Origin of the sequence: Rhodococcus sp. ABRD24, assembly GCF_004328705.1 — a bacterium.
Lineage (GTDB): Bacteria > Actinomycetota > Actinomycetes > Mycobacteriales > Mycobacteriaceae > Prescottella.
Genome location: NZ_CP035319.1, coordinates 3,214,282 through 3,236,321 on the forward strand (window position 1 = coordinate 3,214,282; position 22,040 = coordinate 3,236,321).

23 protein-coding genes are annotated in these 22,040 nt (G+C 66.9%); 11 read left to right on the top strand and 12 right to left on the bottom strand.

Annotated features, from left to right (window positions below; all coding sequences use genetic code 11):
* Nucleotides 1-12: 12 nt before the first annotated feature.
* Nucleotides 13-1,014: an AraC family transcriptional regulator gene (locus ERC79_RS14190; RefSeq protein WP_165497127.1), complete on the bottom strand. Its 1,002-nt coding sequence runs from the start codon at nucleotides 1,012-1,014 to the stop codon at nucleotides 13-15.
* A 292-nt stretch (nucleotides 1,015-1,306) separates the two neighbouring features.
* A complete protein-coding gene (locus ERC79_RS14195; protein ID WP_131581138.1) occupies nucleotides 1,307-3,616 on the bottom strand; it encodes a transglycosylase domain-containing protein in 2,310 nt (769 codons plus the stop codon).
* A 315-nt stretch (nucleotides 3,617-3,931) separates the two neighbouring features.
* Here ERC79_RS14195 and ERC79_RS14200 point away from each other — a divergent pair, with 315 nt between their 5' ends.
* Nucleotides 3,932-4,255 carry a WhiB family transcriptional regulator gene (locus tag ERC79_RS14200; protein ID WP_131579102.1) on the top strand — a complete coding sequence of 108 codons (324 nt, stop codon included), beginning with the start codon at nucleotides 3,932-3,934 and terminating at the stop codon, nucleotides 4,253-4,255.
* A 64-nt stretch (nucleotides 4,256-4,319) separates the two neighbouring features.
* On the opposite strand, the gene ERC79_RS14205 is transcribed toward ERC79_RS14200, so the two are convergent.
* Both ERC79_RS14205 and ERC79_RS14210 read right to left on the bottom strand, forming a co-directional pair.
* Nucleotides 4,320-5,459, bottom strand: coding sequence for an ArsA family ATPase (locus tag ERC79_RS14205; protein WP_131579103.1), 1,140 nt, complete (start codon nucleotides 5,457-5,459; stop codon nucleotides 4,320-4,322).
* Nucleotides 5,456-6,496, bottom strand: a complete 1,041-nt coding sequence (locus ERC79_RS14210) for an ArsA-related P-loop ATPase (RefSeq protein ID WP_131579104.1) — start codon at nucleotides 6,494-6,496, stop codon at nucleotides 5,456-5,458. Before ERC79_RS14210 ends, ERC79_RS14205 begins: the two co-directional genes overlap by 4 nt.
* Nucleotides 6,497-6,550: 54 nt before the next feature.
* Here ERC79_RS14210 and ERC79_RS23115 point away from each other — a divergent pair, with 54 nt between their 5' ends.
* Nucleotides 6,551-6,715, top strand: a complete 165-nt coding sequence (locus ERC79_RS23115) for a hypothetical protein (protein WP_165497128.1) — start codon at nucleotides 6,551-6,553, stop codon at nucleotides 6,713-6,715.
* A 5-nt stretch (nucleotides 6,716-6,720) separates the two neighbouring features.
* Entirely contained in the window at nucleotides 6,721-7,191 is a 471-nt protein-coding gene (locus tag ERC79_RS14215; protein WP_131579105.1) for a RidA family protein, read from the top strand.
* A 68-nt stretch (nucleotides 7,192-7,259) separates the two neighbouring features.
* Here the strand turns inward: ERC79_RS14215 and ERC79_RS14220 are convergent, their stop codons facing one another.
* Nucleotides 7,260-7,883, bottom strand: a complete 624-nt coding sequence (locus ERC79_RS14220; RefSeq protein ID WP_131579106.1) for a TetR family transcriptional regulator — start codon at nucleotides 7,881-7,883, stop codon at nucleotides 7,260-7,262.
* A gap of 136 nt (nucleotides 7,884-8,019) precedes the next feature.
* Between ERC79_RS14220 and ERC79_RS14225 the strand changes: the two genes are divergently transcribed.
* Complete coding sequence (locus ERC79_RS14225) at nucleotides 8,020-8,784, top strand: SDR family NAD(P)-dependent oxidoreductase (protein WP_131579107.1); 765 nt, start codon at nucleotides 8,020-8,022, stop codon at nucleotides 8,782-8,784.
* Nucleotides 8,785-8,923: 139 nt separating this feature from the next.
* A complete protein-coding gene (locus tag ERC79_RS14230) occupies nucleotides 8,924-9,709 on the top strand; it encodes an MBL fold metallo-hydrolase (protein WP_131579108.1) in 786 nt (261 codons plus the stop codon).
* 85 nt (nucleotides 9,710-9,794) lie between these two features.
* Here ERC79_RS14230 and ERC79_RS14235 read toward each other — a convergent pair whose 3' ends face one another.
* Nucleotides 9,795-10,469 carry a Crp/Fnr family transcriptional regulator gene (locus ERC79_RS14235; RefSeq protein ID WP_005515884.1) on the bottom strand — a complete coding sequence of 225 codons (675 nt, stop codon included), beginning with the start codon at nucleotides 10,467-10,469 and terminating at the stop codon, nucleotides 9,795-9,797.
* A 188-nt stretch (nucleotides 10,470-10,657) separates the two neighbouring features.
* The gene (locus tag ERC79_RS14240) at nucleotides 10,658-10,930 is read right to left on the bottom strand and encodes a hypothetical protein (protein WP_131579109.1); all 273 of its coding nucleotides are present in this window, start codon (nucleotides 10,928-10,930) and stop codon (nucleotides 10,658-10,660) included.
* Nucleotides 10,931-11,105: 175 nt separating this feature from the next.
* Here ERC79_RS14240 and nth point away from each other — a divergent pair, with 175 nt between their 5' ends.
* Genes nth through marP form a run of 4 tightly spaced genes read left to right on the top strand, consistent with a single transcriptional unit; the run spans nucleotide 11,106 to nucleotide 14,423 of the window.
* On the top strand, nucleotides 11,106-11,786 hold the full coding sequence (gene nth, locus ERC79_RS14245; protein WP_242676891.1) for an endonuclease III: 681 nt from the start codon (nucleotides 11,106-11,108) through the stop codon (nucleotides 11,784-11,786).
* Nucleotides 11,787-11,791: 5 nt separating this feature from the next.
* Entirely contained in the window at nucleotides 11,792-12,460 is a 669-nt protein-coding gene (locus tag ERC79_RS14250; protein WP_131579110.1) for a TlpA disulfide reductase family protein, read from the top strand.
* The gene (locus ERC79_RS14255; RefSeq protein ID WP_131579111.1) at nucleotides 12,457-13,236 is read left to right on the top strand and encodes a CoA pyrophosphatase; all 780 of its coding nucleotides are present in this window, start codon (nucleotides 12,457-12,459) and stop codon (nucleotides 13,234-13,236) included. The genes ERC79_RS14250 and ERC79_RS14255 overlap by 4 nt, the downstream gene beginning before the upstream one ends.
* Nucleotides 13,233-14,423, top strand: a complete 1,191-nt coding sequence (gene marP / locus ERC79_RS14260; protein WP_131579112.1) for an acid resistance serine protease MarP — start codon at nucleotides 13,233-13,235, stop codon at nucleotides 14,421-14,423. Before ERC79_RS14255 ends, marP begins: the two co-directional genes overlap by 4 nt.
* A 34-nt stretch (nucleotides 14,424-14,457) precedes the next feature.
* Here marP and ERC79_RS14265 read toward each other — a convergent pair whose 3' ends face one another.
* Genes ERC79_RS14265 through nhaA form a run of 3 tightly spaced genes read right to left on the bottom strand, consistent with a single transcriptional unit; the run spans nucleotide 14,458 to nucleotide 17,163 of the window.
* Nucleotides 14,458-15,393 carry an alpha/beta hydrolase gene (locus ERC79_RS14265; RefSeq protein WP_131579113.1) on the bottom strand — a complete coding sequence of 312 codons (936 nt, stop codon included), beginning with the start codon at nucleotides 15,391-15,393 and terminating at the stop codon, nucleotides 14,458-14,460.
* Entirely contained in the window at nucleotides 15,390-15,917 is a 528-nt protein-coding gene (locus ERC79_RS14270; protein ID WP_131579114.1) for a phage holin family protein, read from the bottom strand. Before ERC79_RS14270 ends, ERC79_RS14265 begins: the two co-directional genes overlap by 4 nt.
* Before the next feature lie 37 nt (nucleotides 15,918-15,954).
* Nucleotides 15,955-17,163: a Na+/H+ antiporter NhaA gene (gene nhaA, locus ERC79_RS14275; protein WP_131579115.1), complete on the bottom strand. Its 1,209-nt coding sequence runs from the start codon at nucleotides 17,161-17,163 to the stop codon at nucleotides 15,955-15,957.
* A 293-nt stretch (nucleotides 17,164-17,456) separates the two neighbouring features.
* Between nhaA and ERC79_RS14280 the strand changes: the two genes are divergently transcribed.
* On the top strand, nucleotides 17,457-18,824 hold the full coding sequence (locus tag ERC79_RS14280) for an MFS transporter (protein ID WP_131581142.1): 1,368 nt from the start codon (nucleotides 17,457-17,459) through the stop codon (nucleotides 18,822-18,824).
* A gap of 137 nt (nucleotides 18,825-18,961) precedes the next feature.
* Here ERC79_RS14280 and ERC79_RS14285 read toward each other — a convergent pair whose 3' ends face one another.
* Together ERC79_RS14285 and ERC79_RS14290 are read right to left on the bottom strand one after the other, a co-directional pair.
* Nucleotides 18,962-19,336, bottom strand: a complete 375-nt coding sequence (locus tag ERC79_RS14285; protein WP_131579116.1) for an OB-fold domain-containing protein — start codon at nucleotides 19,334-19,336, stop codon at nucleotides 18,962-18,964.
* Between the two features lie 140 nt (nucleotides 19,337-19,476).
* A complete protein-coding gene (locus ERC79_RS14290; RefSeq protein ID WP_131579117.1) occupies nucleotides 19,477-21,816 on the bottom strand; it encodes a LuxR C-terminal-related transcriptional regulator in 2,340 nt (779 codons plus the stop codon).
* A gap of 43 nt (nucleotides 21,817-21,859) precedes the next feature.
* On the opposite strand from ERC79_RS14290, the gene ERC79_RS23120 reads away from it, so the two are divergent.
* Nucleotides 21,860-22,030 carry a hypothetical protein gene (locus ERC79_RS23120; protein ID WP_165497129.1) on the top strand — a complete coding sequence of 57 codons (171 nt, stop codon included), beginning with the start codon at nucleotides 21,860-21,862 and terminating at the stop codon, nucleotides 22,028-22,030.
* The last annotated feature ends 10 nt before the right edge of the window (nucleotides 22,031-22,040 follow it).

Sequence of the window (22,040 nt, forward strand, 5' to 3'; positions counted from 1 at the left end):
CCGTCTACCGGATCAGAACCGGTTGCGTCGCAGAGTCTCCGACGGTGTCTCGCCGTACATGTCCCGGTACAGCGAGGAGAACCGACCGAGGTTGTAGAAGCCCCACGCGGTCGCGATGTCGGTGACGGTGACCTCCGCGGTCGCCGGGTGGAGCAGATCCTCATGGGCCGACTTCAATCGAACGTCACGGATGTACTGGATCGGTGTCCGGTCCAGATTTCGCAGGAACTGGTTCTGCAGCGTGCGGGCACTCGTCCCGGACGCGTTGGTCAGGTCCGACAGGGTGGGCAACGTCCGGGCATGGTCGTGGATGTAGTCCAGTGCGCGTTGCAGCGTTTCGGGAATTGCCGAATCCGACGGTTCGTCGAGGAGCATCCGGTGCGGCCCGGTAGCGGCCATGAGCAGATTTGTCAGTGTCATCGATTCCAAATGTCGGCGAGAATTCTCGTGGTGTGTGAGAATTCCGCCATCGTCCCATTCGGCACGCACGAATTCGATGCACCGGAGTAATCCGCGTCCGGCGGCCGAATTCAGGTCGACCACTAGATCGAAATCCAGGGGTGCAGTGATTCTCGTGCGGGTCAGTTCGGCAAGATGACCCTCGAGGTCGGCGCGCGGCACCCGCAATGCGAATTGCGCGGTGTCGGAATCCCACTCGATGGTCTGTGCGTGGTGGGGTAGGAGCATTGCCGCGCCGGACATTGCCGAGGTCTCGCCGCTGACCGCATCGCCGCGCGATATGCGACTGCCTCCGGCGAGGGTGATGTTGACGTGGTACCAGTACTCGCTGGGAGGAAGGGTTATGGTCGCTCCCGCACCGTAAGTGAGGTACCCGAAGGTGATCGAGCCGTTCTGGACGGCGTTGAGCCGGGCGTCGAGTCGAGTCGCGCTCCGCGGTTCGAGTAGGTGGGGTTCGTAGACCTCGGATACTACGGTCTGCGCGAGATCGACGTCGTCGGTGCGCAGGCGCCCGTGCTGGACGAGCGGTTCCGCGGGCGAGAACGGCAGGGGCACGGCCACCTCCATGAACTGATTTCGCTATTCAGCGCCGTTGGTTGCGGCCCCTGCTATTGGACAGCGCCCATAGTATCCATTCAGCCCGCATATTTCGACCCCCTCATTCCCGTGGCTAGATTATGTGACCGGTAATCGGGAGGATCTTTTGTTTTCCGAACTAGGCGATAGAACGCCCAGGGCGCGAAGGTTTCTGGTCAGGCGCGCGACAGGGCAAGCTTCTCGGAAAAATACGCGGCGAGAAATCGGTGTGGCCGGCGTGCTCGGGGAAATGGCGAGAGGTGCGGAAACGTCACCCGCCGGGCGACGGCGTCGGACGCGGTGCCACTCGTGCCGGTGGGGCCGCGGGCACGGCAGAGCCGTCACTGACGTAAATCGTGACCGATGATCCCGGCACCGCTAGCCCCGCGGGGGAGCTACCGGTGACGTTGCCCTTCGTGGCGTCGGATTTGGTGATGACCGGGTTGACGGTGAAGCCCGCGGCCTTCAGCGCAGCCGCAGCTGCGTCCTGCGTCATTCCCTTCACGTCCGGCACCTGAGCGTTCTGCGACCCGCGGACGTATTTGTCGCTCACGGGAGGGAGGGTGGTGGGGCCGAAGTTGCCGACCACCGGCATCATCGCCTGGAACCACGTGCGGGCGGGTTCCGTGCCGCCGTACAGGTTGCCGTCGCTGCACGGACGCAGTGGGCCCGAGCAGATCTCGCCAGGCGTCGGCGAGTCGCCGTACACCAGGACGCTGCCGGCCAGGTTGTTGGTGAAGCCGACGAAGCCGGAGGACATGTGTGACTCGGTGGTCCCGGTCTTGCCGGACATCGGCAGCTTCCAGCCCGCGGCGGCGGCGGCCCCGGCGGACGTACCGCCGGGCGCGTCGTCCTTGCTCAGCGCCACCGACAGGGTGTCGGCCAGACCTGGATCGACCACCTGCTCGCACGCCTGCTGGGTGATGGGAACCTGCTTGCCCTCGCGATCGGTGATTGAATCGATCGGGCTCGGCGGGCACCATTTGCCGTGGGAGGCAAGGGTGGCGGCCACGTTCGCGAGCTCGAGCGGGTTCACCCACGTCGGGCCCAGTGTGAACGAACCGAGGTTCTGTGCCTTCTGCATGTCTGCCATGCTCTGGTCACCGAACCCGGAGGACCCGGTGGCCGTGTACGACCGCAGCCCCAGCCGGACCGCCATGTCCACCGTCGGGGTCACGCCCGTCGCCTCGATGAGCTTGACGAACGCGGTGTTCGGTGACTTCGCAAGGGCGTCGGTCACCGACATCTTCGCCGGATAGTTGTTGGTGGCGTTCTCGACGCAATACGTGGCGGCGGGACAGCCGCGGGCGCCGCCGTTGCCCATACCGCGGGCCTCGAAGCGTTGGGGTACGTCGAGCACTGCGCTGGTCCCCAGGCCCTTCTCCATCGCGGCCGCCACCGTGAAGATCTTGAAGATCGATCCGGCGCCGTGTCCGACCAGTGTGTACGGCTGCGGCTGCACGGTCTGCTCCGCTGAGGTGTCGAGGCCGTAGGTGCGGCTCGATCCCATCGCCAGCACCCGGTGCCGATCCTGGCCCGGCTGTACCACGTTCATCACGTTCGCGATCCCGTCGAGCTTGGGGTCGGCATTGGCGACCAGAGCGGCAGTGGTGGCGTTCTGCACGGCCGGATCGAGCGTGGTCTTGATCGTGTAGCCGCCCTTACTGATCTGGTCGCGACTGATGCCGGAGGCGGCCAGATACTGCAGCGCGTAGTCACAGAAGAAGCCGCGGTCGCCGGCGGCGATGCAACCGCGGGGCAGAGCTTTCGGCTCGGGAAGCACACCGAGTGGGGCGTCTTTGGCTGCCCGGATCTCGTTCGCCCGGTCCGGGATGTTGACGACCATCGTGTCGAGGACGGTGTTGCGGCGTTCGAGCACGCCCTGGGGGTTGGTGTACGGGTTGAGAGCCGAGCTGGACTGCACCATGCCGGCGAGCATCGCGGACTGCGTGAGACTCAGGTCCTTGGCGTCCACGCCGAAGTAGGTTTGCGCGGCGTCCTGCACGCCGAACGATGCGTTGCCGAACGGCACCAGGTTGAGGTAGCGGGTGAGGATCTCGTCCTTGGTCAGCTTCTTGTCCAGCGTCAGCGCCATCCGGATCTCGCGGATCTTGCGGGCCGGGGTCGTCTCGATAGCTGCGCGTCGCTCGGCGTCGTTCTTCGCCACCACCAACAGCTGGTAGTTCTTCACGTACTGCTGGTCGATGGTTGAGGCACCCTGCTGGACCTCGCCGCTCGTCGTGTTCGTCATGAACGCGCGCAGCGTGCCCTGCCAGTCGACGCCGTGGTGATCGGCGAACCGCTTGTCCTCGATCGAGACGATCGCAAGTTTCATCTCGTTGGAGATCTTGTCGCTCGGAACCTCGAACCGGCGCTGCTCGTAGAGCCACGCGATCGGATTCCCGGCAACGTCGGTCATTGTCGAGACGGCTGGGACAGTGCCCTCGACGAGTTCGGCGGAAACGTTGTCTACAGCGTCCGCGGCACGGTTCGACGCGAAGCCGAACCCTCCTGCCAGCGGAAACATCACTCCTGCAAGCAGGACTCCGGCGAGTGCGGAACAGCCCGCGAGCTTGGCGATCGTTTTGGCTCTCGACACGTCCTACAGAGTACGTGGAACCGACCGACTGCCCCGATGGACAAGAAGAACGGGCCGGTCGGTTATGGACGAACGGCCCCCGCGTCCCGGGCAAATGCCGCGAAGTGTGCACGGTCGTACCAGAAATTATCGGTCTGATCTTGCGCGCCGAGCTTTCTTTACCTAAATTCGACTCCAGTCGGTGTGTGATACAGCTAACACTGGATTAGGAATGTGGTGCAGTCCTCGCGTGATAGCGGGAGATTGCGTGAATCCTGAGCGTCGTGGGGAACGGCGTTCGGACTGAAGGGGAACCTAATGCACATGACCACCCCCGCCGTGCGGCTCGACTACGAGGAGGCAGAAGCCCGGATCCAGTGGGTCACGCAGGCGCGATGCCGTGAAGTGGACCCCGATCAGCTCTTCGTCCGCGGTGCTGCTCAGCGCAAGGCCGCAACCATCTGCCGGCACTGCCCGGTGCTCATGCAATGCGGCGCCGATGCGCTCGACAACCGGGTCGAGTTCGGTGTCTGGGGAGGGATGACCGAACGTCAGCGTCGAGCGCTGCTCAAGCAGCACCCTGAGGTGGAGTCCTGGGCGGACTTCTTCGAGGCACAACGTCAGCACCAGTCTGCTGTCTGATCGAATTCGGTCGTCGGCCCTTGTCGGGGAGTAGGTCCGACCCGCCAGTAACAGTCGTGAAAGCTCAGGCCTGCCGGGTGAGCTGATCCCCGACCGCGCGCAATGCCTCAAGATCGGATACCTCGAACGGCAGGGACGGCACTCCGATGATCGGCACCCGGGGGTGCGCGGCGGTGAACCGGCCGAGGAGCCGGACCTCGCGCTTCGCGGTCACCGCACGGTGCGCGTGCACTCGCAGAACCGCGGCCGTCAGTTCGTCGCCGGCTCCGGCCGGTTCGGCCTCGTCGAGAAAGTCGGCCGCGGTGAGCGCGTGGTCGGCGGACAGCGAACACAGTGTTGGGTGCGTGCGGTTGAGGACCAGTCCGGCGAGCGGCATCCCGTCGGAGGAGAGCCGGTCGACGAAGAACGCGGCCTCGCGCAGTGCATCGGGTTCTGCGGCAGCGATGACGACGAACTGGGTGCCCTCCTGTCGGAGCAGTTCGTACGTGCGGCTCGCGCGTTCGCGGAATCCGCCGAACATCGAGTCCAGCGACTGCACGAACGCCGACGCGTCGGCGAGCATCTGACTGCCGACCACCGTCGAGATGCCCTTGAGCGCCAGGCCCATCGCCCCGGTCACCAGACGGCCGATTCCGCGACCCGGTGCGGTGAGCAGCCGGATCATTCGGCCGTCGAGGAATGCGCCCAGCCGCTGCGGGGCATCGAGGAAATCCAGGGCGTTGCGCGATGGTGGGGTGTCCACGATCACCAGGTCCCAGCGCCCGTCGGCGGCGAGCTGGCCCAGCTTCTCCATTGCCATGTACTCCTGTGTTCCGGAGAACGATGTGGCGACGGTCTGATAGAAGGGATTGGCGAGAATCTGCTGCGCCTTGTCGGGCGTCGAATGCTCGATCACCATCTCGTCGAACGTGCGGCGCATGTTCAGCATCATCGCGTGCAGCTCGCCGGTGGAGCCGGGAGCCAGATCCACCAGTTGTGGCTCGTTGTCGAGGGCCTCGACGCCCAGCGCCTGCGCGAGCCGGCGTGCTGGGTCGATCGTCAGCACGGCCACCCGTCGGCCCTGTTCCGCGGCCCGAAGCGCCATCGACGCCGCGGTGGTGGTCTTGCCGACACCACCGGCGCCGCAGCACACCACGATCCGCGTCTTCGGATTCATCAGCACACCGGCCATGTCCAGTGCCGGTGCGGTGCGCGGCGGGTTCATCGCACGCCCTGTTCGGTGAGGCACTCGGCGAGCTCGTACAGCCCCCCGAGATCGACGCCGTCTGTCAGCGCGGGCAGGTACATGCGGGCCACCTTCACGTCGTCGAGCTGCGTCGCGCTCTCGTCCTGGGCGGCCAGCGTGGCCGCGTGCTCGATGGTCTCGGTGAGGAGCCCGGCGAAGTCGCCCTCCGACAGCTCGACGCCGGCCTTCGATAGACCGGCGCGCACCGCGTCGGCATCGACCCGGCCCTTTGCCGCATCGGCCAGCGCGCCGTCCGGCAGGTACTGAGTGTTGGACCGGTTGACGATCACCGTGCCCAACCGCAGTTCGGCCGCCTGCAGTTCGGCAACCGCGTCGGCGGTCTCCTGCACAGGCAGGGCCTCGAGCAGCGTCACCAGGTGCACGGCCGTGGCGTTCGAGTGCAGCAGCCGCACCACGCCCTGACTCTGCGAGTGGATCGGCCCGCCCTTCGCGAGGTCCGACATCGCGCGGGTGACGTCGAGGAACTTGCCGATCCGGCCGGTGGGCGGCGCGTCGACCACGACAGCGTCGTACACGGGCCGACCGGACTTGTCGGTCCGCACCGCGCACTCCTTGATCTTGCCGGTGAGCAGAACGTCGCGCAGGCCCGGTGCGAGGGTCGTCGCGAACTCGATTGCGCCGATCTTCTTCATCGCACGGCCCGCGAAGCCGAGGTTGTAGAACATGTCGAGGTACTCGAGGAACGCGGTCTCGAGGTCGATCGCGAGAGCCACCACCTCGCCACCACCGTCCGCAGTGGCGATCTTGGTCTCCTGTGGCGGAAGCGGAGGCACGTCGAACAACTGCGCGATGCCCTGCCTGCCCTCCACCTCGACCAGCAGCACACGCCGGCCCTTGGCGGCGAGGGCCAGAGCCAACGCTGCCGCCACGGTGGACTTGCCGGTGCCACCCTTACCCGATACGAAGTGCAGTCGCGCCGCGTCGGCATTGGGGGGCCATGCCGGCTCGTCTGCGTGCGGCCGCTCCTGCGCGGCTCTATCTGTCGGTGCTGCCACGGCACGAGCCTATATATCGAGGGGCGCGAATGTACGGGGGATAGGCTCACCGGTATGAGCGAATTGACTACCTGGGAGTACGCGACCGTGCCGCTGCTGACGCACGCGACCAAGGCGATCCTCGATCAGTGGGGCGGCGACGGCTGGGAACTGGTCGCCGTGCTCCCCGGCCCCACCGGTGAGCAGCACGTGGCCTACCTCAAGCGTCCGAAGGGCTGAGGGTCGTGGCAGAGAAGGCGCAGTCCTGGACCGCACGCCTCGCGGAGTTGGGGATCGAACTTCCGCCGGTGGCCGCTCCGGTCGCCGCGTACGTGCCGGCGGTGCGTACCGGCGACCACGTCTACACCTCGGGCCAGCTGCCGTTCGTGGACGGCAAGCTGTCCTTGACCGGCAAGTTGGGGGCTCACGTTTCCGACGCCGATGCCAAGGCCGCTGCCCGCACGTGCGCACTCAACGCGCTCGCCGCGATCGATGCGCTGGTCGGCCTCGACTCGATCGTGCGGATCGTGAAGGTCGTCGGCTTCGTTGCTTCGGCGGAGGGTTTCACCGGTCAGCCCGGTGTTGTCAACGGAGCGTCGGAGTTCCTCAGTGAGGTGTTCGGCGATGCCGGCATCCACGCACGTTCCGCGGTGGGGGTCGCCGAGCTGCCGCTGGGCGCGCCCGTCGAGGTGGAGTTGATCGCTGAGGTTCGCTGAGTCCTGACGCCATCTATGTGAACTGAGCCGCATTCCCGAATGGAATGCGGCTCGGTTGTTTTCGCAGGTCAACCGATGAGAGTGCGGATACACCGCGCCGCGAGATCGGCGGGCCCGTCGGGTCCGGTACTGGGGGCGTCGGTCGCGGCCCACGTCTCGACCGCGATCCGCATCGCGGCGTTCGCGGAGGCGGCGGTGAGCCGGACCGTCAGCGGATCGGCCGTCGGCCCCATCAGCTCCGCGAGCGCCGCGACCAGTCCGTCCTCCGAATCGGCCTGCACGCGCAGCCACACCGCGCGGAGTCCGGGTTCGTCGTGCACGGTCCGCAGCAGGCCGCGAGTCCACTCCAGCATCTCCTCGGTGACGTCGTCGGACACGGTGAGGGCGCGTCGCGTCGCCCGCTCGAGGGCGGCCTGCACGGACTCGTCGCGCCGGGCGTCCCCGTCGTCGGTGAGGTAGGTGATCCATCCGGTTACCCCGCCCGCCAGCAGGGGGGCGACGGCGTCCTCCTTGGTGCGAAAGTAGCGGTAGAACGTGCGCAGACCGATGCCGGCCGCCGCCGCGATCTCCTCGGCTGTCACCGCGGACGCGCCCCGCTCGGAAAAGAGCTCCGCTGCGCGACGGGAGATCTCGAGTTGCGTCTCCGCCTTCCGTCGCTCGGTGAGCGACGTCGTGGGCTGTGCGCCGGCCATGTACGGGGCTCCTCTGCTGGGCTGCAGATCGCAGACTACCGGTCCTGTTCCAGCCAAAATGATGACACAACGTGCCAATACTGCTTAGTGTGCCAGTTATCGGGACAACACTGATTCTATGCGGACAGGAACGAACATGAAGCGGTTCGAAGGTCGACGAGTTCTGGTCACCGGCGCGGGATCCGGGATCGGGCAGGCCGTGGTGGCACGGATTCTCGAGGAGGGCGGCATCGTCACCGGTGCCGATGTGTCCGAGTCCGGTCTGGCCGTCACCGCCGAACGCGCCGGGGATGCCGGGACCGCCGATCGGCTCCGCACTGCGGTCGCCGACATCTCCGACGAGGCCTCGGTTCGTGAGAGTCTCGGCGGGGCGATCGCGGATCTCGGTGGGCTGGACGTACTGGTCAACGCGGCCGGGATCCTGCGGTCGTCGCACACCCACGAGACCGCGCTCGAGTTCTGGAACAAGGTGATCGGCACCAATCTCACCGGCACGTTCCTCGTGACCCGGCAAGCGCTGCCAGCGCTCCTCGAGACCGGTAAGGGTGTCATCGTGAACTTCAGTTCCACGTCCGCGCAGTTCGCGCACCCCTACATGGCGGCGTATGCGGCGTCCAAGGGTGGCATCCAGTCCTTCACCCACGCGATCGCGCTCGAGTATGCCAAGCAGGGCTTGCGGGCCGTTGCGGTTGCACCGGGCAGTATTGCGTCCGGTATGACCAGCAACCCGGGCTTCCCGGAGGGCGTCGACGCGAGTCTGATCGGCAAGCTGTACCCGTGGATCGGCCAGGGATTCGCAGGCCCCGATACGGTCGCGGGCGTCGTCGCGATGCTGGCCTCGGACGACGGTGCGTTCGTCACCGGCACCGAGATCCGGATCGACGGCGGTACACATATGTGAGTGCGCTTGCTGCGCACCAGGTGTCGGGGCGGAGCGGCGCGCCGCCGGGGGAGTCGTACAGTGATGTTCGGTTGTCGCCGGACGCACTGTCGGTCCCCACGATGGCGAGCCCGCACGGTCCCTGGAGAAAGGTGCGTCCATGACGCTGCAGCACCCCGCGTACGCCCAACTGCGTCAGATCACGCCGGTCGCCGCGGTGATGCTCGAGAACAACCCTGGAATGTACTCACTCGACGGCACCAACACGTGGGTCCTGCGGGCGCCGGGACGCGACGACTGCATCGTCGTCGATCCCGGAGACGACGATCCCGAGCACCTGGCGCGGGTGGCGGGAGTCGGGACGGTGGCGCTGACGCTCGTCTCGCACCGGCATCACGATCACACCGGCGGCCTCCAGCGGTTCCACGAACTGACCGGGGCTCCCGTGCGTGCCGTGCATGAGGAGTTCCATCGCGGCGCCGGTGGGGCATTCGAACGGGACGAGGTGATCGAGGCAGCCGGACTCGCCGTGCGTGTGCTGCACACTCCCGGCCACACCGCGGACTCGGTGTCGTTCGTGATCGAGGGGGAGGGTTCGGTGCTCACCGCCGACACCATCCTCGGTCGCGGTACCACGGTGCTCGATGCGTCCGACGGCAACCTGCGCGACTACCTGGACTCGCTGGACCTGCTCATCGGGCTGGGCCCGGGTCGGACGGTTCTTCCGGGGCACGGGCCCGAACTGCCCGACCTCGAGACCGTGGCCCGGTACTACCGGGCGCACCGGGAGGAGCGGCTCGCGCAGGTCCGCGACGCGCTCGACACCCTGGGTTCCCATGCCGACGTCCGGGCTGTGGTCGAGCACGTCTACACCGATGTCGACGAGACCCTGTGGCCCGCCGCGGAGCAGTCGGTGCGGGTGCAGTTGGAGTATCTGCGCAGTTGAGCGGGGTTCTGCGACTGCAAACAGGTGCAACGAAACCGCCCGCCCCACAAGGGGGACGGGCGGCTGCGTCGATTCTGCGTTCGCGCTAGCGAGCGCGGCGCGCCAGACGCTCCGAGTCGGAGATCAGCACGCTCTTGCCCTCCAGACGGAGCCATCCGCGGTGCGCGAAGTCGGCCAGAGCCTTGTTCACGGTCTCGCGGGAGGCGCCGACGAGCTGGGCGATCTCTTCCTGCGTGAGGTCGTGCGTCACGCGCAGCGAACCGGCCTCCTGCGTGCCGAAGCGCTGGGCGAGCTGCAGCAGCGCCTTGGCGACGCGCCCCGGGACGTCGGTGAAGATGAGGTCCGCGAGGTTGTTGTTGGTGCGGCGCAGACGACGCGCGAGGACGCGAAGCAGCTGCTCGGCGATTTCGGGGCGCTGATCTATCCACGATTTCAGCGCGTCGCGATCCATGCTCACGGCGCGGACCTCGGTGACGGTGGTAGCCGTCGACGTACGCGGACCCGGGTCGAAGATCGACAGCTCGCCGAACATATCGGACGGGCCCATGATCGTCAGCAGGTTCTCGCGGCCGTCCGGCGAGCGGCGACCGAGCTTCACCTTGCCTGAGACGATGATGTACAGCCGGTCACCGGGCTCACCTTCGTTGAAGATGACGTGCCCGCGGGGGAAATCGACGGGCTGAAGCTGCTTGACCAGCGCAGCCACCGCCGACGGCTCGACTCCTTGGAAGATGCCGGCTCTGGCCAGGACCTCGTCCACGTGCGCTCCTTTGGAAAAAAACTGTTCATCAATGCAAGTTGCTGCACATCGACTGGGTCTCATGCAACGAGTACAGGGATGAAGTCTACTTGGCGACGCTGTGGGACGAGTCACGGACACTGCGGAGAGTTCGTCGACTTTGTGAAAATTCTTTGGGCGCGATGGACTCAGGGGTTCACCCGGGAGGCTCAGCTGGCGCGGCGTGTGTTCTCTCCCGCGTCGGTGTCGCGGTCGGTGGAGGTCCCACCGCCGCGCTTGCGGCGTCGGTTGAATCGGGCGAGAGCGTGAGGGAACCCCTCGCTGGCGAGGGTTGCGACCTCGGCCTGGCTTGCCTGGTCGAGAAACTCCTCGACCTCCTGTTCCCGCACGGTGAGCCGACGCAGACGGAACTCGACGCGCTCCATGGCGAGTGCGAACAGCATCAGTAGCACCGGAAACAGCACGACAGCCAGACCTTGCATACCGGGAAGTAAACACTGCAAAGGTCTCAGAATCGACACAGTCCGGAATCCGATCGGCAGCCCAGTACGTAGAGTTGTCCGGGTGCATGCGACCCCAGCTGATGGCCCGGATGCGGGCGCGGGCCTGCCCGCCGGGAACGAATCTCGGCTGGCGCTCGTGCGCCGCGCGCGGCGGATGAACCGCCGTCTGAAGGAGGCGTTCCCGCACGTCTACTGCGAGCTCGATTTCACCACGCCGCTCGAGCTGACGGTTGCGACGATCCTGTCCGCGCAGTGCACGGACGTGCGGGTCAACCAGGTAACTCCGGCACTTTTCGCGCGCTACCCCGATGCCCGCGCGTATGCCGAGGCCGATCGAGTGGAGCTCGAGGAGTACATCCGGTCAACCGGTTTCTACCGGAACAAGGCGAACTCGATCATCGGCCTCGGGCAGGCCCTCCTCGAGCGCTACGACGGCGAGGTCCCGGGCAAGCTGAAGGACCTCGTGACGCTGCCGGGGATCGGCCGCAAGACAGCGAACGTCGTCCTCGGCAACGCCTTCGGCGTGCCTGGAATCACAGTCGACACCCACTTCGGACGGCTCGTCCGGCGGTGGAGGTGGACCGAGGAGACCGACCCGGTCAAGGTGGAGCACGCCGTCGGAGCGCTCATCGAGCGCAAGGAGTGGACCGATCTGTCCCATCGGGTGATCTTCCACGGCCGGCGTGTGTGTCACTCGCGCAAGCCCGCCTGTGGGGTGTGTGTCCTGGCGAAGGACTGCCCGTCCTTCGGGGCCGGCCCCACCGACCCAGTCACGGCCGCCGCGCTGGTGAAGGGACCCGAGACCGGGCATCTGCTCGAACTGGCGGGTATGTGAGCAGGATGCGAATGTCGAGTGGTGCGCGGTGGAGTTTGGCCGCACTGGTGGTGGTGGCTGCGTTGATCGTCGCGATCTGGCCGCGTGGTGGCGACGAGACCGTGGACGTCGGCGACTACCCCGGCTCGAATCGTCCGACGGCGCAGCAGGAACGCCGGCAAGCAGATACTCCGGAGGCGTTGGCGGCGGCTCGGGCCGATGCGGCGCTCGGGCCGTGTCCGGCTCCCACCGGGCCAGCCCCCGACGCCTCCGTCTTGAAGGGCATCACGCTCGAGTGCGTCGGCGACGGCAGTCGCGTCGACCTTGCGGCAGCGCTTGCCGGCAAGCCGGTCCTGCTGAACCTGTGGGCCTACTGGTGTGGGCCGTGCCGCGAGGAACTGCCGTATCTGCAGCAGTATTCGGATCGGGCGGGCGACGCGGTTACCGTTCTGACGGTGCACACCGATCCAAATGAGCGAAACGCGCTGGCCCGCCTGGCCGAGTACGGCGTGCACCTGCCCGGTGTCCAGGACGGCTCCGCGCGGGTGCAGACGGCGGTCGGGTCTCCGGCGGTGCTGCCGGTGTCGGTGCTGATCCGCGCCGACGGCACCGTCGCGAAGATCCTGCCGCAGTCCTTCCGCAGCGTCGACGAAATCGCCGATGCAGTTCAGCAGCACCTCGGGGTCGCCGTATGAGCCTGCATCTGCAGCCGGACGGTGCACCCGAGTGGCTCCGCGCGGTGACCAGCACCGTCCCTGCCGACCCCAACCGCGTCAATCCGATTCTCAACCGGCGCTCGCCTGCTGGGACGTCGGCACGTCCGGCGTCCGTCCTGGTGCTGTTCGGCGGCTCCCACGATTCCGACCCGCTCGCGGTAGGGGGACTTCCCGCTGACGCCGACGTCCTGCTGACACAGCGGGCGTCGACGATGCGTCAGCACGGCGGGCAGGTCGCGTTCCCCGGCGGTGCCGCAGACCCGGAGGACGACGGTCCCGTCGATACCGCGCTGCGCGAGGCCGAGGAGGAGACCGGGCTCGACCGCGCCGGGGTCCAGCCGCTCGCGACCCTGCCGCAGATCTTCATTCCGCCGTCCGGTTTCGAGGTCACCCCGGTGCTCGCGTACTGGCGCGATCCCAGCCCCGTCGGCGTCGTCGATCCTGCCGAGGCCGAACGGGTGGTGCGGGTGCCCGTGCGGGAACTTATCGACCCGGACAATCGATTCCAGGTCCGGCATCGCGCCGGCTACCAGGGGCCGGCCTTCCAGGTGGACGGAATGCTGGTGTGGGGTTTCACTGCCGGCGTTCTTGCCGGCCTCCTGGTGGTATCCGGCTGGGAGCTCGAGTGGGATCACCGTGACGTCCGTGATCTGGATGTCACGCTGGCTGAGGTCGAGGTGGACGTCGACGACACCGGCCATCGCGAATCGGCGCACGGGCGCGGATCGGTACACAGAGGAGTGGGGGAGCGTTGACCGGATCCGCTTGGCTCGATGTGGCAGTGGTACTGGTCGCGCTACTTGCCGCGTCGTCCGGATGGCGGCACGGCGCAGTCGCGTCGGCACTGGCCTTCCTCGGCGTCGTGCTCGGCGCCGTCGCCGGCATCCTGATCGCCCCGCACGTGCTCGTCCACGTCGACGAGGGCCGGATGCGGGTACTCGCGGGTGTCGCTCTCATCGTCGTACTGGTGATCGTCGGTGAGGTCGCGGGAATGGTCCTCGGCCGAGCGGCACGCAGTGGCATGCACAGCCCGGCCGCGCGGTCCGTCGACAGCTTTGTCGGCGCCGGCCTGCAACTGGTTGCGGTGCTGGTGGCCGCGTGGCTGCTCGCGATCCCGCTGACCACATCGACCCAGGTCAACGTAGCTACCGCGGTACGCGGGTCGAAGGTGCTCAGCACCGTCGACGATGTCGCCCCCGACTGGCTGCGGCGGGTGCCCAGCGAGTTCTCCGCACTCCTCGACACGTCGGGTCTGCCTGACGTGATCGGTCCGTTCGGGCGCACCCCGATCACCGACGTCTCCCCGCCCGACGGCAGTGTCCTTGCGAGCCCGATCGCGCGGCAGCTGCAGCCGAGCGTGCTACGAATCCGCGGGGTCGCACCGAGCTGCCAGAAGGCGCTCGAGGGCTCCGGTTTCGTGGTGGAACCTGAGCGGGTCATGACCAACGCGCACGTCGTGGCCGGCACGTCCTCGGTCACTGTCGACACGGCTGACGGCCCGCTCGACGCCCGCGTCGTGCTGTTCGATCCGGCCGTCGATATCGCCGTCCTCGATGTGCCGGGTCTGACGGCCGAGCCACTGAGGTTCGCACCGAAGCAGGCGCGCACCGGTGACAACGCGATAGTGCTCGGGTACCCCGGCGGCGGCCCGTACACCGCCAGCGCCGCCCGGATCCGCGAGGTACTCGACCTCCGCGGCCCCGACATCTACCGGTCCGACACCGTCGAACGCGAGGTCTACACCGTGCGCGGCTCGATCCGCCAGGGCAACTCGGGCGGGCCGCTGGTCGACGACCGGGGCCAGGTGCTGGGCGTGGTGTTCGGTGCGGCCGTCGACGACAGCGACACCGGTTTCGTGCTCACCGCCAGCGAGGTCTCCCGCCAGCTCGACCAGGCGAAGCAGTCGTCGGCGTCGGTAGGCACCGGGGTGTGCATCGTCTGACGCTGCCGCCGGTCAAGTCATCTCGGGGGATATCTCACCGGGACGCGAGCGCGAACCGCGTCAGCTCGGCGGTTACCTCGTCGGGGGCTTCCTGGTGCGCGAAGTGCCCGACACCGGCGACGAGGTGCAACTGCTGCTGTGGGGCGAATTCGGTGCATCGCTCCAGGGTTCCGGTGAGCACATACGGGTCGAGTTCGCCGTGGATCTGTAGCGCCGGGATCTGCAGTCGGTGGTCCATCGCCGCCATGAACCGGCGTCCGTCGGGCCGGAACTGACTGCGGAACGCCCAGCGCTGGTACTCCAGTGCAGAGTGCGCGACACCGGGGATCTGGATTGCGGATCGTAACCGTCGGGCCACCTGGTCGAAGCCGGTCGACTGCGGCCACGCGGGTCCGGAGCGGGCCCGCAGCAGACGCTCCACCTCCGCGCCGTCGTGTCGGACCAGACGTCGCTCGGGGCGCCACGGCACCTGATAATCGAGGAACGTCGGCAGCAGCGCTGCCCGCTGACGGCCGTCGTGCACGACAGCCTGCCGCAACGCGATCGGATGAGGCGAGCTGACCAACGCGATGGATTTGACCAGCGTCGGATGCAGCAGTGCCGTCGCCCAGCAGACCAAGCCGCCGTCGGCGTGCCCGATCAGCGTGGCGTTGTTGTGCCCCATCGCCCGGATCAGCCCGGCGATGTCACCGGCCAGAGTCCATCCGTCGTAGCCGCGGGGAGGAGTATCGGTGTCCCCGTAGCCGCGCAGGTCGACCGCGACCGTCCGGAACCCGGCGTCCGCGAGTGGCGTCAGTTGGTTGCGCCACGACCACCAGAAGTCCGCGAACCCGTGCAGGAGCACGACGAGTGGTGCGTCGGCGCGCGCGGGACCGGTTTCGACGGTGTGGAGGCGGATGCCATTGGCATGAATGTCACGGTGCGTCCACGGACCGTCGAAACGGACCGTGGACGGATCGGGCTGAGTCACTCGCGGGCAGAACCGGACCTGGCGCCCAGCGGGGAACGCGCGTCCGGATGCTGACCCGGTAGCACCGTTGCGGCCTGCTTGAGCGAATCGATGGTCTTGTTCGGCGCGCGCAGGCGGCGGACCCGCAGATAGCCGAACAGTGCGAGAACGCCGGTGACCACGAGCATCAGCACGAACACGATGAGGAACGACGCCCACCGATCCAGCCAGACGCTCAGCAGTTCAGCGAGGAAGAAGAAGAAGAAGAACGCGCTGAACACCAGCACCGCCAGCGCGAGGACAAAGAACAGGCTGCCCTGCAGGCCCTTCTTGACCTCGCCGGTGATCTCGGCCTTCGCCAGCTCCACTTCGGCGCGGAACAGGGTCGATACCTGTGCGGTCGCGTCGCGGACGAGCATGCCGATCGATGCCGACTCCGGGTTGTGGATGTCGGTGAGCGGAATCGAGGAGATGGACGTGGGCACCCCGTCGCCGGTGTGTCGACTGCTGTCTCCCGGGACTCCATTGCCGTTGGTGAAGCTCACTTCTCGACCCCTCCAGGTAGCTCTGGCACGTGTCTTCCTACGCGCCCGCGGTGGTTTTGCGGGCGTGATGAATCCGTCCGCGTCGCAACAGTAGCGCCGATCCGATCAGGGACGCAGTCAACGACGTGATGAGGACTGCGGCCTTCGCGATGTCTGCCTCGCTGCCGTCGCCGACTCCCGCGAGGGCGAGATCGGCTATCAGAAGGCTAACGGTGAAGCCGATCGCGCCGAGCACCGACAGGGCGAACATATCGCGCAAGCCCAGTTGACGTGGCTTGGTGGCGATGCCGAGGCGGATCGCGAGCCACGAGACACCGAAGATGCCCACGGTCTTTCCGACCAGCAGCCCGACGACCACCGAAAGCCCGATCGGGTTGGTGAAGATCTGTCCCAGGACGTGGCCGTTGATGGGGACCCCCGAGGCGAACAGTGCGAACAGTGGCACACACAGGGTCGCCGAGTACGGCTGGATCCGGTGCTCGAGCCGGCTCGCCGGCGCGAGGTCTTCGCCGGCATCGCGGCGAACCCGGGTGAGCAGGCCGAGTGCGACGCCTGCGAGGGTCGCGTGGATACCGGCTTCGTGAACGCTGTACCAGGTCAGGAACGCAAGGGGTACGTAGAGCAGCGGCGTCGTGATTCGCTTGTGCTGGGCGTACCAGTAGGCCGCCATGCACGCGATCGCGCTGAGGACCCACATCATCGCGATCGAACTGGTGAACAGCACCGCGATCAGGACCATTGCGAGCAGGTCGTCGACGACGGCCAGGCTGAGTAGGAAGACCCGGGCGCCAGCCGGGATGCGGGAGCCGGTCAGCGCAAGGACGCCGAGCGCGAACGCGATGTCGGTCGCCACGGGGATGGCCCACCCGCGATCCATTCCCGGGGTACCGGCACCGATCACGGCGGCAATCAGCGCGGGCACGAGCACACCGCCCAAAGCGGCGATGATCGGCAGCAGCGCCCTCTTGCGGTCGGCCAGTTCACCGACGACGAGTTCGCGTTTGAGCTCGAGCCCGGCGACGAAGAAGAAGACTGCGAGCAGGCCGTCCTGCGCCCACGTGCCGAGGCTGAGATTGAGGTGCAGTGCGCCCGGACCCACCTGCCAGTCCCGCAGCGCGCTGTACGAGGCGGACAAAGGAGAGTTTGCCCACAGAATGGCGGTCGCTCCAGCGATGAGCAGGATCGATCCGCCTACCGTCTCGGTGCGTAGGAAGCGAGCGAGTTCGGATCGATTGGGGGCGATCAAGGAGTGCCTCTCACCTGGGATCTTGTCGGGGTATCGCAAACACATCGCCGACCAGGCTTCCCGGCACTCCCCGTAGATCTTAACGTATTCTTTGCAACCGCTCAGTCGGTAGTCGTCGGCTTGCGGCGCCAACTCCGCGGCGTGTTCAATTCCTGAGGTTTGGGATGGAGTTCCACTCAATGGAACCTCTGGGAACCTTTCCGGGAAATTCGAGTGCCGCGCGAGACGCGGGAGCAGGAGATTGTCACGTGAGCAGAGGTGTGGAATCCGCCGACCGCGGATCCGCCGGTGAGCTGGTGGACGCGGACTCGCCGGATTCGGCGACCGTGGGTGGCGTTCCCCGCAGCCGCGTCGTCGTGGCGAGCATGGTCGGCACTTCGATCGAGTTCTACGACTTCTATATCTATGCCACCGCGGCGGTCTCGGTGTTCCCGCACCTGTTCTTCCCCAAGGGCAACGACACGACGGCACTGCTCGCCTCGTTTGCGACATTCGGTCTTGCGTTCGTCGCCCGGCCGGTCGGATCCATCCTTTTCGGCCACTTCGGTGACCGTATCGGCCGCAAAGTCACACTCGTGGGTTCCCTGCTCACGATGGGCATCGCGACGTTCCTGATCGGCCTGCTGCCCACCTACGTCCAGGTGGGGCTGTGGGCGCCCGCGCTGCTTGCGTTGATGCGGTTCTGTCAGGGTCTCGGGCTCGGCGGTGAGTGGTCGGGCGCAGCACTGCTGGCGACCGAGACAGCGAAGAGCGGTAAACGGGCATGGGCGGCTATGTGGCCGCAGCTCGGTGCCCCGATCGGCTTCTTCCTCGCGAACGGGCTGTTCCTGCTGATCACGCTCGCTCTCGGCTACACCAGCAGTGCGTCACCGGATCTGGACAGTGCTTTCCTCTCGTGGGGCTGGCGCATCCCGTTCCTGCTCAGCGCGGCGATGGTGATGGTCGGCCTGTACGTACGCCTCAAGCTCGAGGAGACGCCGGTGTTCGCCCGCGCCGTCGCGAACGGCGAGAAGGTCAAGACTCCGCTCGCAGAGGTGTTCAAGACCAGCTGGCGGCAGTTGATCATCGGCACGTTCGTCATGTTGGCGACATACACGCTCTTTTACATCATGACTACGTGGGTCCTGAGCTACGGCACCGGTAAGACCGCCGCCGACGGTGGACACGGAGCGGGGTTCCAGTACCGCGACTTCCTGGTACTTCAGCTGGTCGCCGTCGTGTTCTTCGCAGCCTCGGTGCCGGTCGCAGGATGGCTAGCCGATCGATTCGGGCGCCGCATCACCCTGCTTGTCATCACCGCCGCGATGATGGTTTTCGGACTCGGCTTCGGCGTCATGCTCGACCCGGACGGCATGACCGATGCCCGCATGCTGGGCTTCCTGATCATCGGCATGCTACTGATGGGGCTGACGTTCGGACCGATGAGCGCGGTCCTCCCGGAGCTGTTCCCCACGAACGTCCGCTACACGGGTTCGGGAATCGCGTACAACACCGCGAGCATCCTGGGCGCTGCCGTGGCCCCGTTCATCGCGACGTGGCTTGCCGAGAAGCACGGTGTCGGATGGGTCGGTATCTACCTGCTGATCGCCTCGGCGCTGACGTTCGCCTCATTGCTGGTGATGCGCGAGACGAAGGACGAATCGCTCGACAGTGTCAGATAGTCGAGGCCGTCGACAGTGTCAGATAGTCGAGGCCGTCGACAGTGTCAGGTAGTCGAGGCCGTCGACAGTGTCAGGTAGTCGAGGCCGTCGACAGTGTCAGGTAGTCGAGGCCGTCGACAGGATCGGGCAGCCGTTTCCTACGCGTCCTGGTGCACGAACAGCGGGTAGGGCTCACCGGAGATCATTCGGTCGTACCGGACGCGGATCTTGCCCGACGACTCGTCCGGGAGTGTTCCCTCGATCCAGGCGTAGGTCCACGGACCGTCGTCGAGCGCGACGATCGCGATGGTGAACGGCGTGATGTCGGCGCTCGTGCGGCTCTGCGAGACTTCGACGACCGTCCAGGACACGATCGATCCGGTGCCCGACGACGGTACTCGCGACAGCTCGGTGCCGGCGCACGACGAACATGTCGATGCGTCGGGCGCGAGCAGGGCTTCGCAGCGGTCGCAGCGACGGATGGCGAAGCGGTCCCTCACGTGCGTGGTGATCGGTGACTCTTGAAGCTGCATCGGAATACCTCGACTTCGGGAAGTAGGCTTGTTCGAGTCCCACACTCCCGCGTCGGGGACGGTCAGACGACGGCAGAAATACCGGAACATATACCTGTTTCGCCATACCTGTTTCCACGCGGACGGGTACCCGAATCCGCTCACATCACGTCGTCGGTGCCCTGTTGTCCCTGCTCAACGACCCAGGCGGCGATTTGGGTCCGTGAGTTGAAGCCCAGTTTCGCCAGTACGTGCTCGACGTGGCCCTGGGCGGTTCGCTGCGAGATCACCAGTTGTTCGGCGATCGCCTTGTTGGTCAGGCCCTGCGCGACGAGGTCGGCGACCTCCTGCTCGCGCGGAGTGAGATCGGTGGCTGCGCGAGCCGTCGCGGGCCGCGCCTGGGGGAGCTGCTCGTCGACGGCGTATGTGACGATCTCGCGGAGGCTCAGCCCGGCACCCTGACGGACCGCGCTCTCGTAGGCGCGGTCGCTGAGGGCCCGACGGGTCAGGTTCTCGCACTCGTCGTGGTGTTCGCGCAGTGTGGTCAGCACCACCACACCCTGGTGGCCGACGGTCAGCCACAGCGATTCCGCGGCCCCGATCAGCATGGCGGACCGCTGGTGGTCGGCGGTCTCGGCAGCGAGCCAGGCCAGCGCCTCGACGCACGTCGCCGAGCCGAGCGTGTTGTCGACGTCTGCGCTCAGGCGCAAACCCTGTCCGAACAGATCCCGTGCGCGCTCCGGTTCGGTCCGCCAGAGTGCGAGCCCGAGAATGGTCAGCGCATACGCCCGGTACACCGATTCGTGGCGTACCTGCGTGATAGTGAGCGCTTCCTCGGCGTAGTCGAGCGTCCGTGCGGTCTCACCGAGGAGGGTGGACGCCATCGCCAGTCCCAACAGCGTCGAGATCAGCCGGAGCAGGTCGGTTCCCGCCCGGGCCGTGTCGAGGATGCTGCTCAGGCAGTGGACGGCGTGAGGCAGATCGCCCCGGAAGATCGCGAGATAGCCCTCGGCGTGGGTGACGGCCGTATCGGCTTCGGGGTCAGCGAGGAGGTTCGCGGTGGTGCGGGCCTGCGCGACCAGCGTCGCACCTGCGTCGATGTCGCCCTGACTGCCGGCCATCAGCGTCGCCGCACACAAGGCCCGGACGCGTTCGAGTGTGGGCTCGCCGCCCTGCGCGTCGAGGGTCCGCTCGAGCCACAGCCGACCCTCGCTGAGCAGCCCGCGGGACAGCCAGACCAGATACAGGGCGTTGGCGATGCGCAGGCCGTGCTCGGCCTCGTCCGGTTGCTCGACGCAGAACTCGAGGGCGGCGCGCAGATTGGCCCGCTCACGGCACAGACGGGCGATCCACTCGTGCTGCCGCGGCCCGATCCACTCAGTCTCCGCATGCAACGCCAACTGCTCGTGCCAGTCCCGGTGCCGTCGGCGCAGCCGGCCGAACTCCCCGGCCGTCTCGAGCCGCTCGAGGCCGTAGTCGCGCAACGTCTCGAGCAGCCGATACCGCACTATGCCGGCCGATTCCTCGCGAATGAGTATCGACTTGTCGACCAGCGAGGCGATGACGTCGAGCAGGGCGTCCGGGGTGAGGTCGCCGGCCGCGATCCCCTCGGCCGCGTCGAGTTCGAATCCCTGGGCGAACACCGCGAGCCGCCGCCACAGTTCCTGCTCGGTCTCGGTGCACAGTTCGTGGCTCCAGTCGATGGACATCCGTAGTGTCTGCTGGCGATTCGGTGCCGCCCGGCTCCCCACCGTCAGCAGCCGGTACCGGTCGGTGAGGCGTTCGAGAATCTGGTCGGCCGTCATTGCGCGCAGCCGCGCGGCTGCGAGTTCGATGGGCAGCGGCAGTCCGTCGAGTTGTCGGCAGATCTGGGCGACGGTGTCCTTGTTGTCCTCGGCGAGTTCGAATCCAGGTACTGCGGCTGCGGCGCGCTCGGTGAACAGGGTCACCGCCTCGTACTGTGCGAGGCCGCTCAGCGATGTCGGCTCGTCGTCGGGCTCGGGCAGCGTCAACGGCGGCACCCGCAGTATGGTTTCCCCGCTGATCACGAGTGGTTCGCGGCTCGTCGCCAGGATCCGCAGTTCTGGACAGGTCCGCAACAGGGTCTCGGCGAGCTTGGCCGCGGCGTCGATGAGGTGCTCGCAGTTGTCGAGTACGAGCAGGACCTTCCTGGCAGCGAGGTAGTCGGTGAGCACCTGCAGCGGCGGATTCGTCGACTGTTCACGCAGTCTGAGGGTTGCTGCGACGGTATCGGCGACGAGCTGCGGATCGCGCTGTTCGCCGAACTCGACGAACCACACTCCGTCGTCGAACGCCCGTTGGGAGTCGGCCGCGACCCGAAGTGCGAGCCGGGTCTTGCCGACGCCGCCGGTGCCGGTCAGTGTCACCAGACGCGACGCAGAGAGGAGTCGTCTCGCTTCGGTCACCTCGTTGCGGCGACCGACGAAACTTGTCAGATCCAGAGGCAGGTTGCCGACCTTGCCCCGCACGGCGGACACCATCCGTGACCCTCAACTTCCGCTCACCTTCCGTCACGCTACCCCTGTGCGTGGCGTCAACGTCCTGACCTGCAGGAAGGATCGGTATCCGAGGTGGCTCGCGTTCGGGGTGTTCGAGCGATACGGCGTGATCCGGCTCGAGTTCGGGAGCCCCGCATCGACGACGGTGCCCCACCCGCAGAACGCCGGATGGGGCACCGTCTTCAGCTCGTCCTGATCGGCCGAGC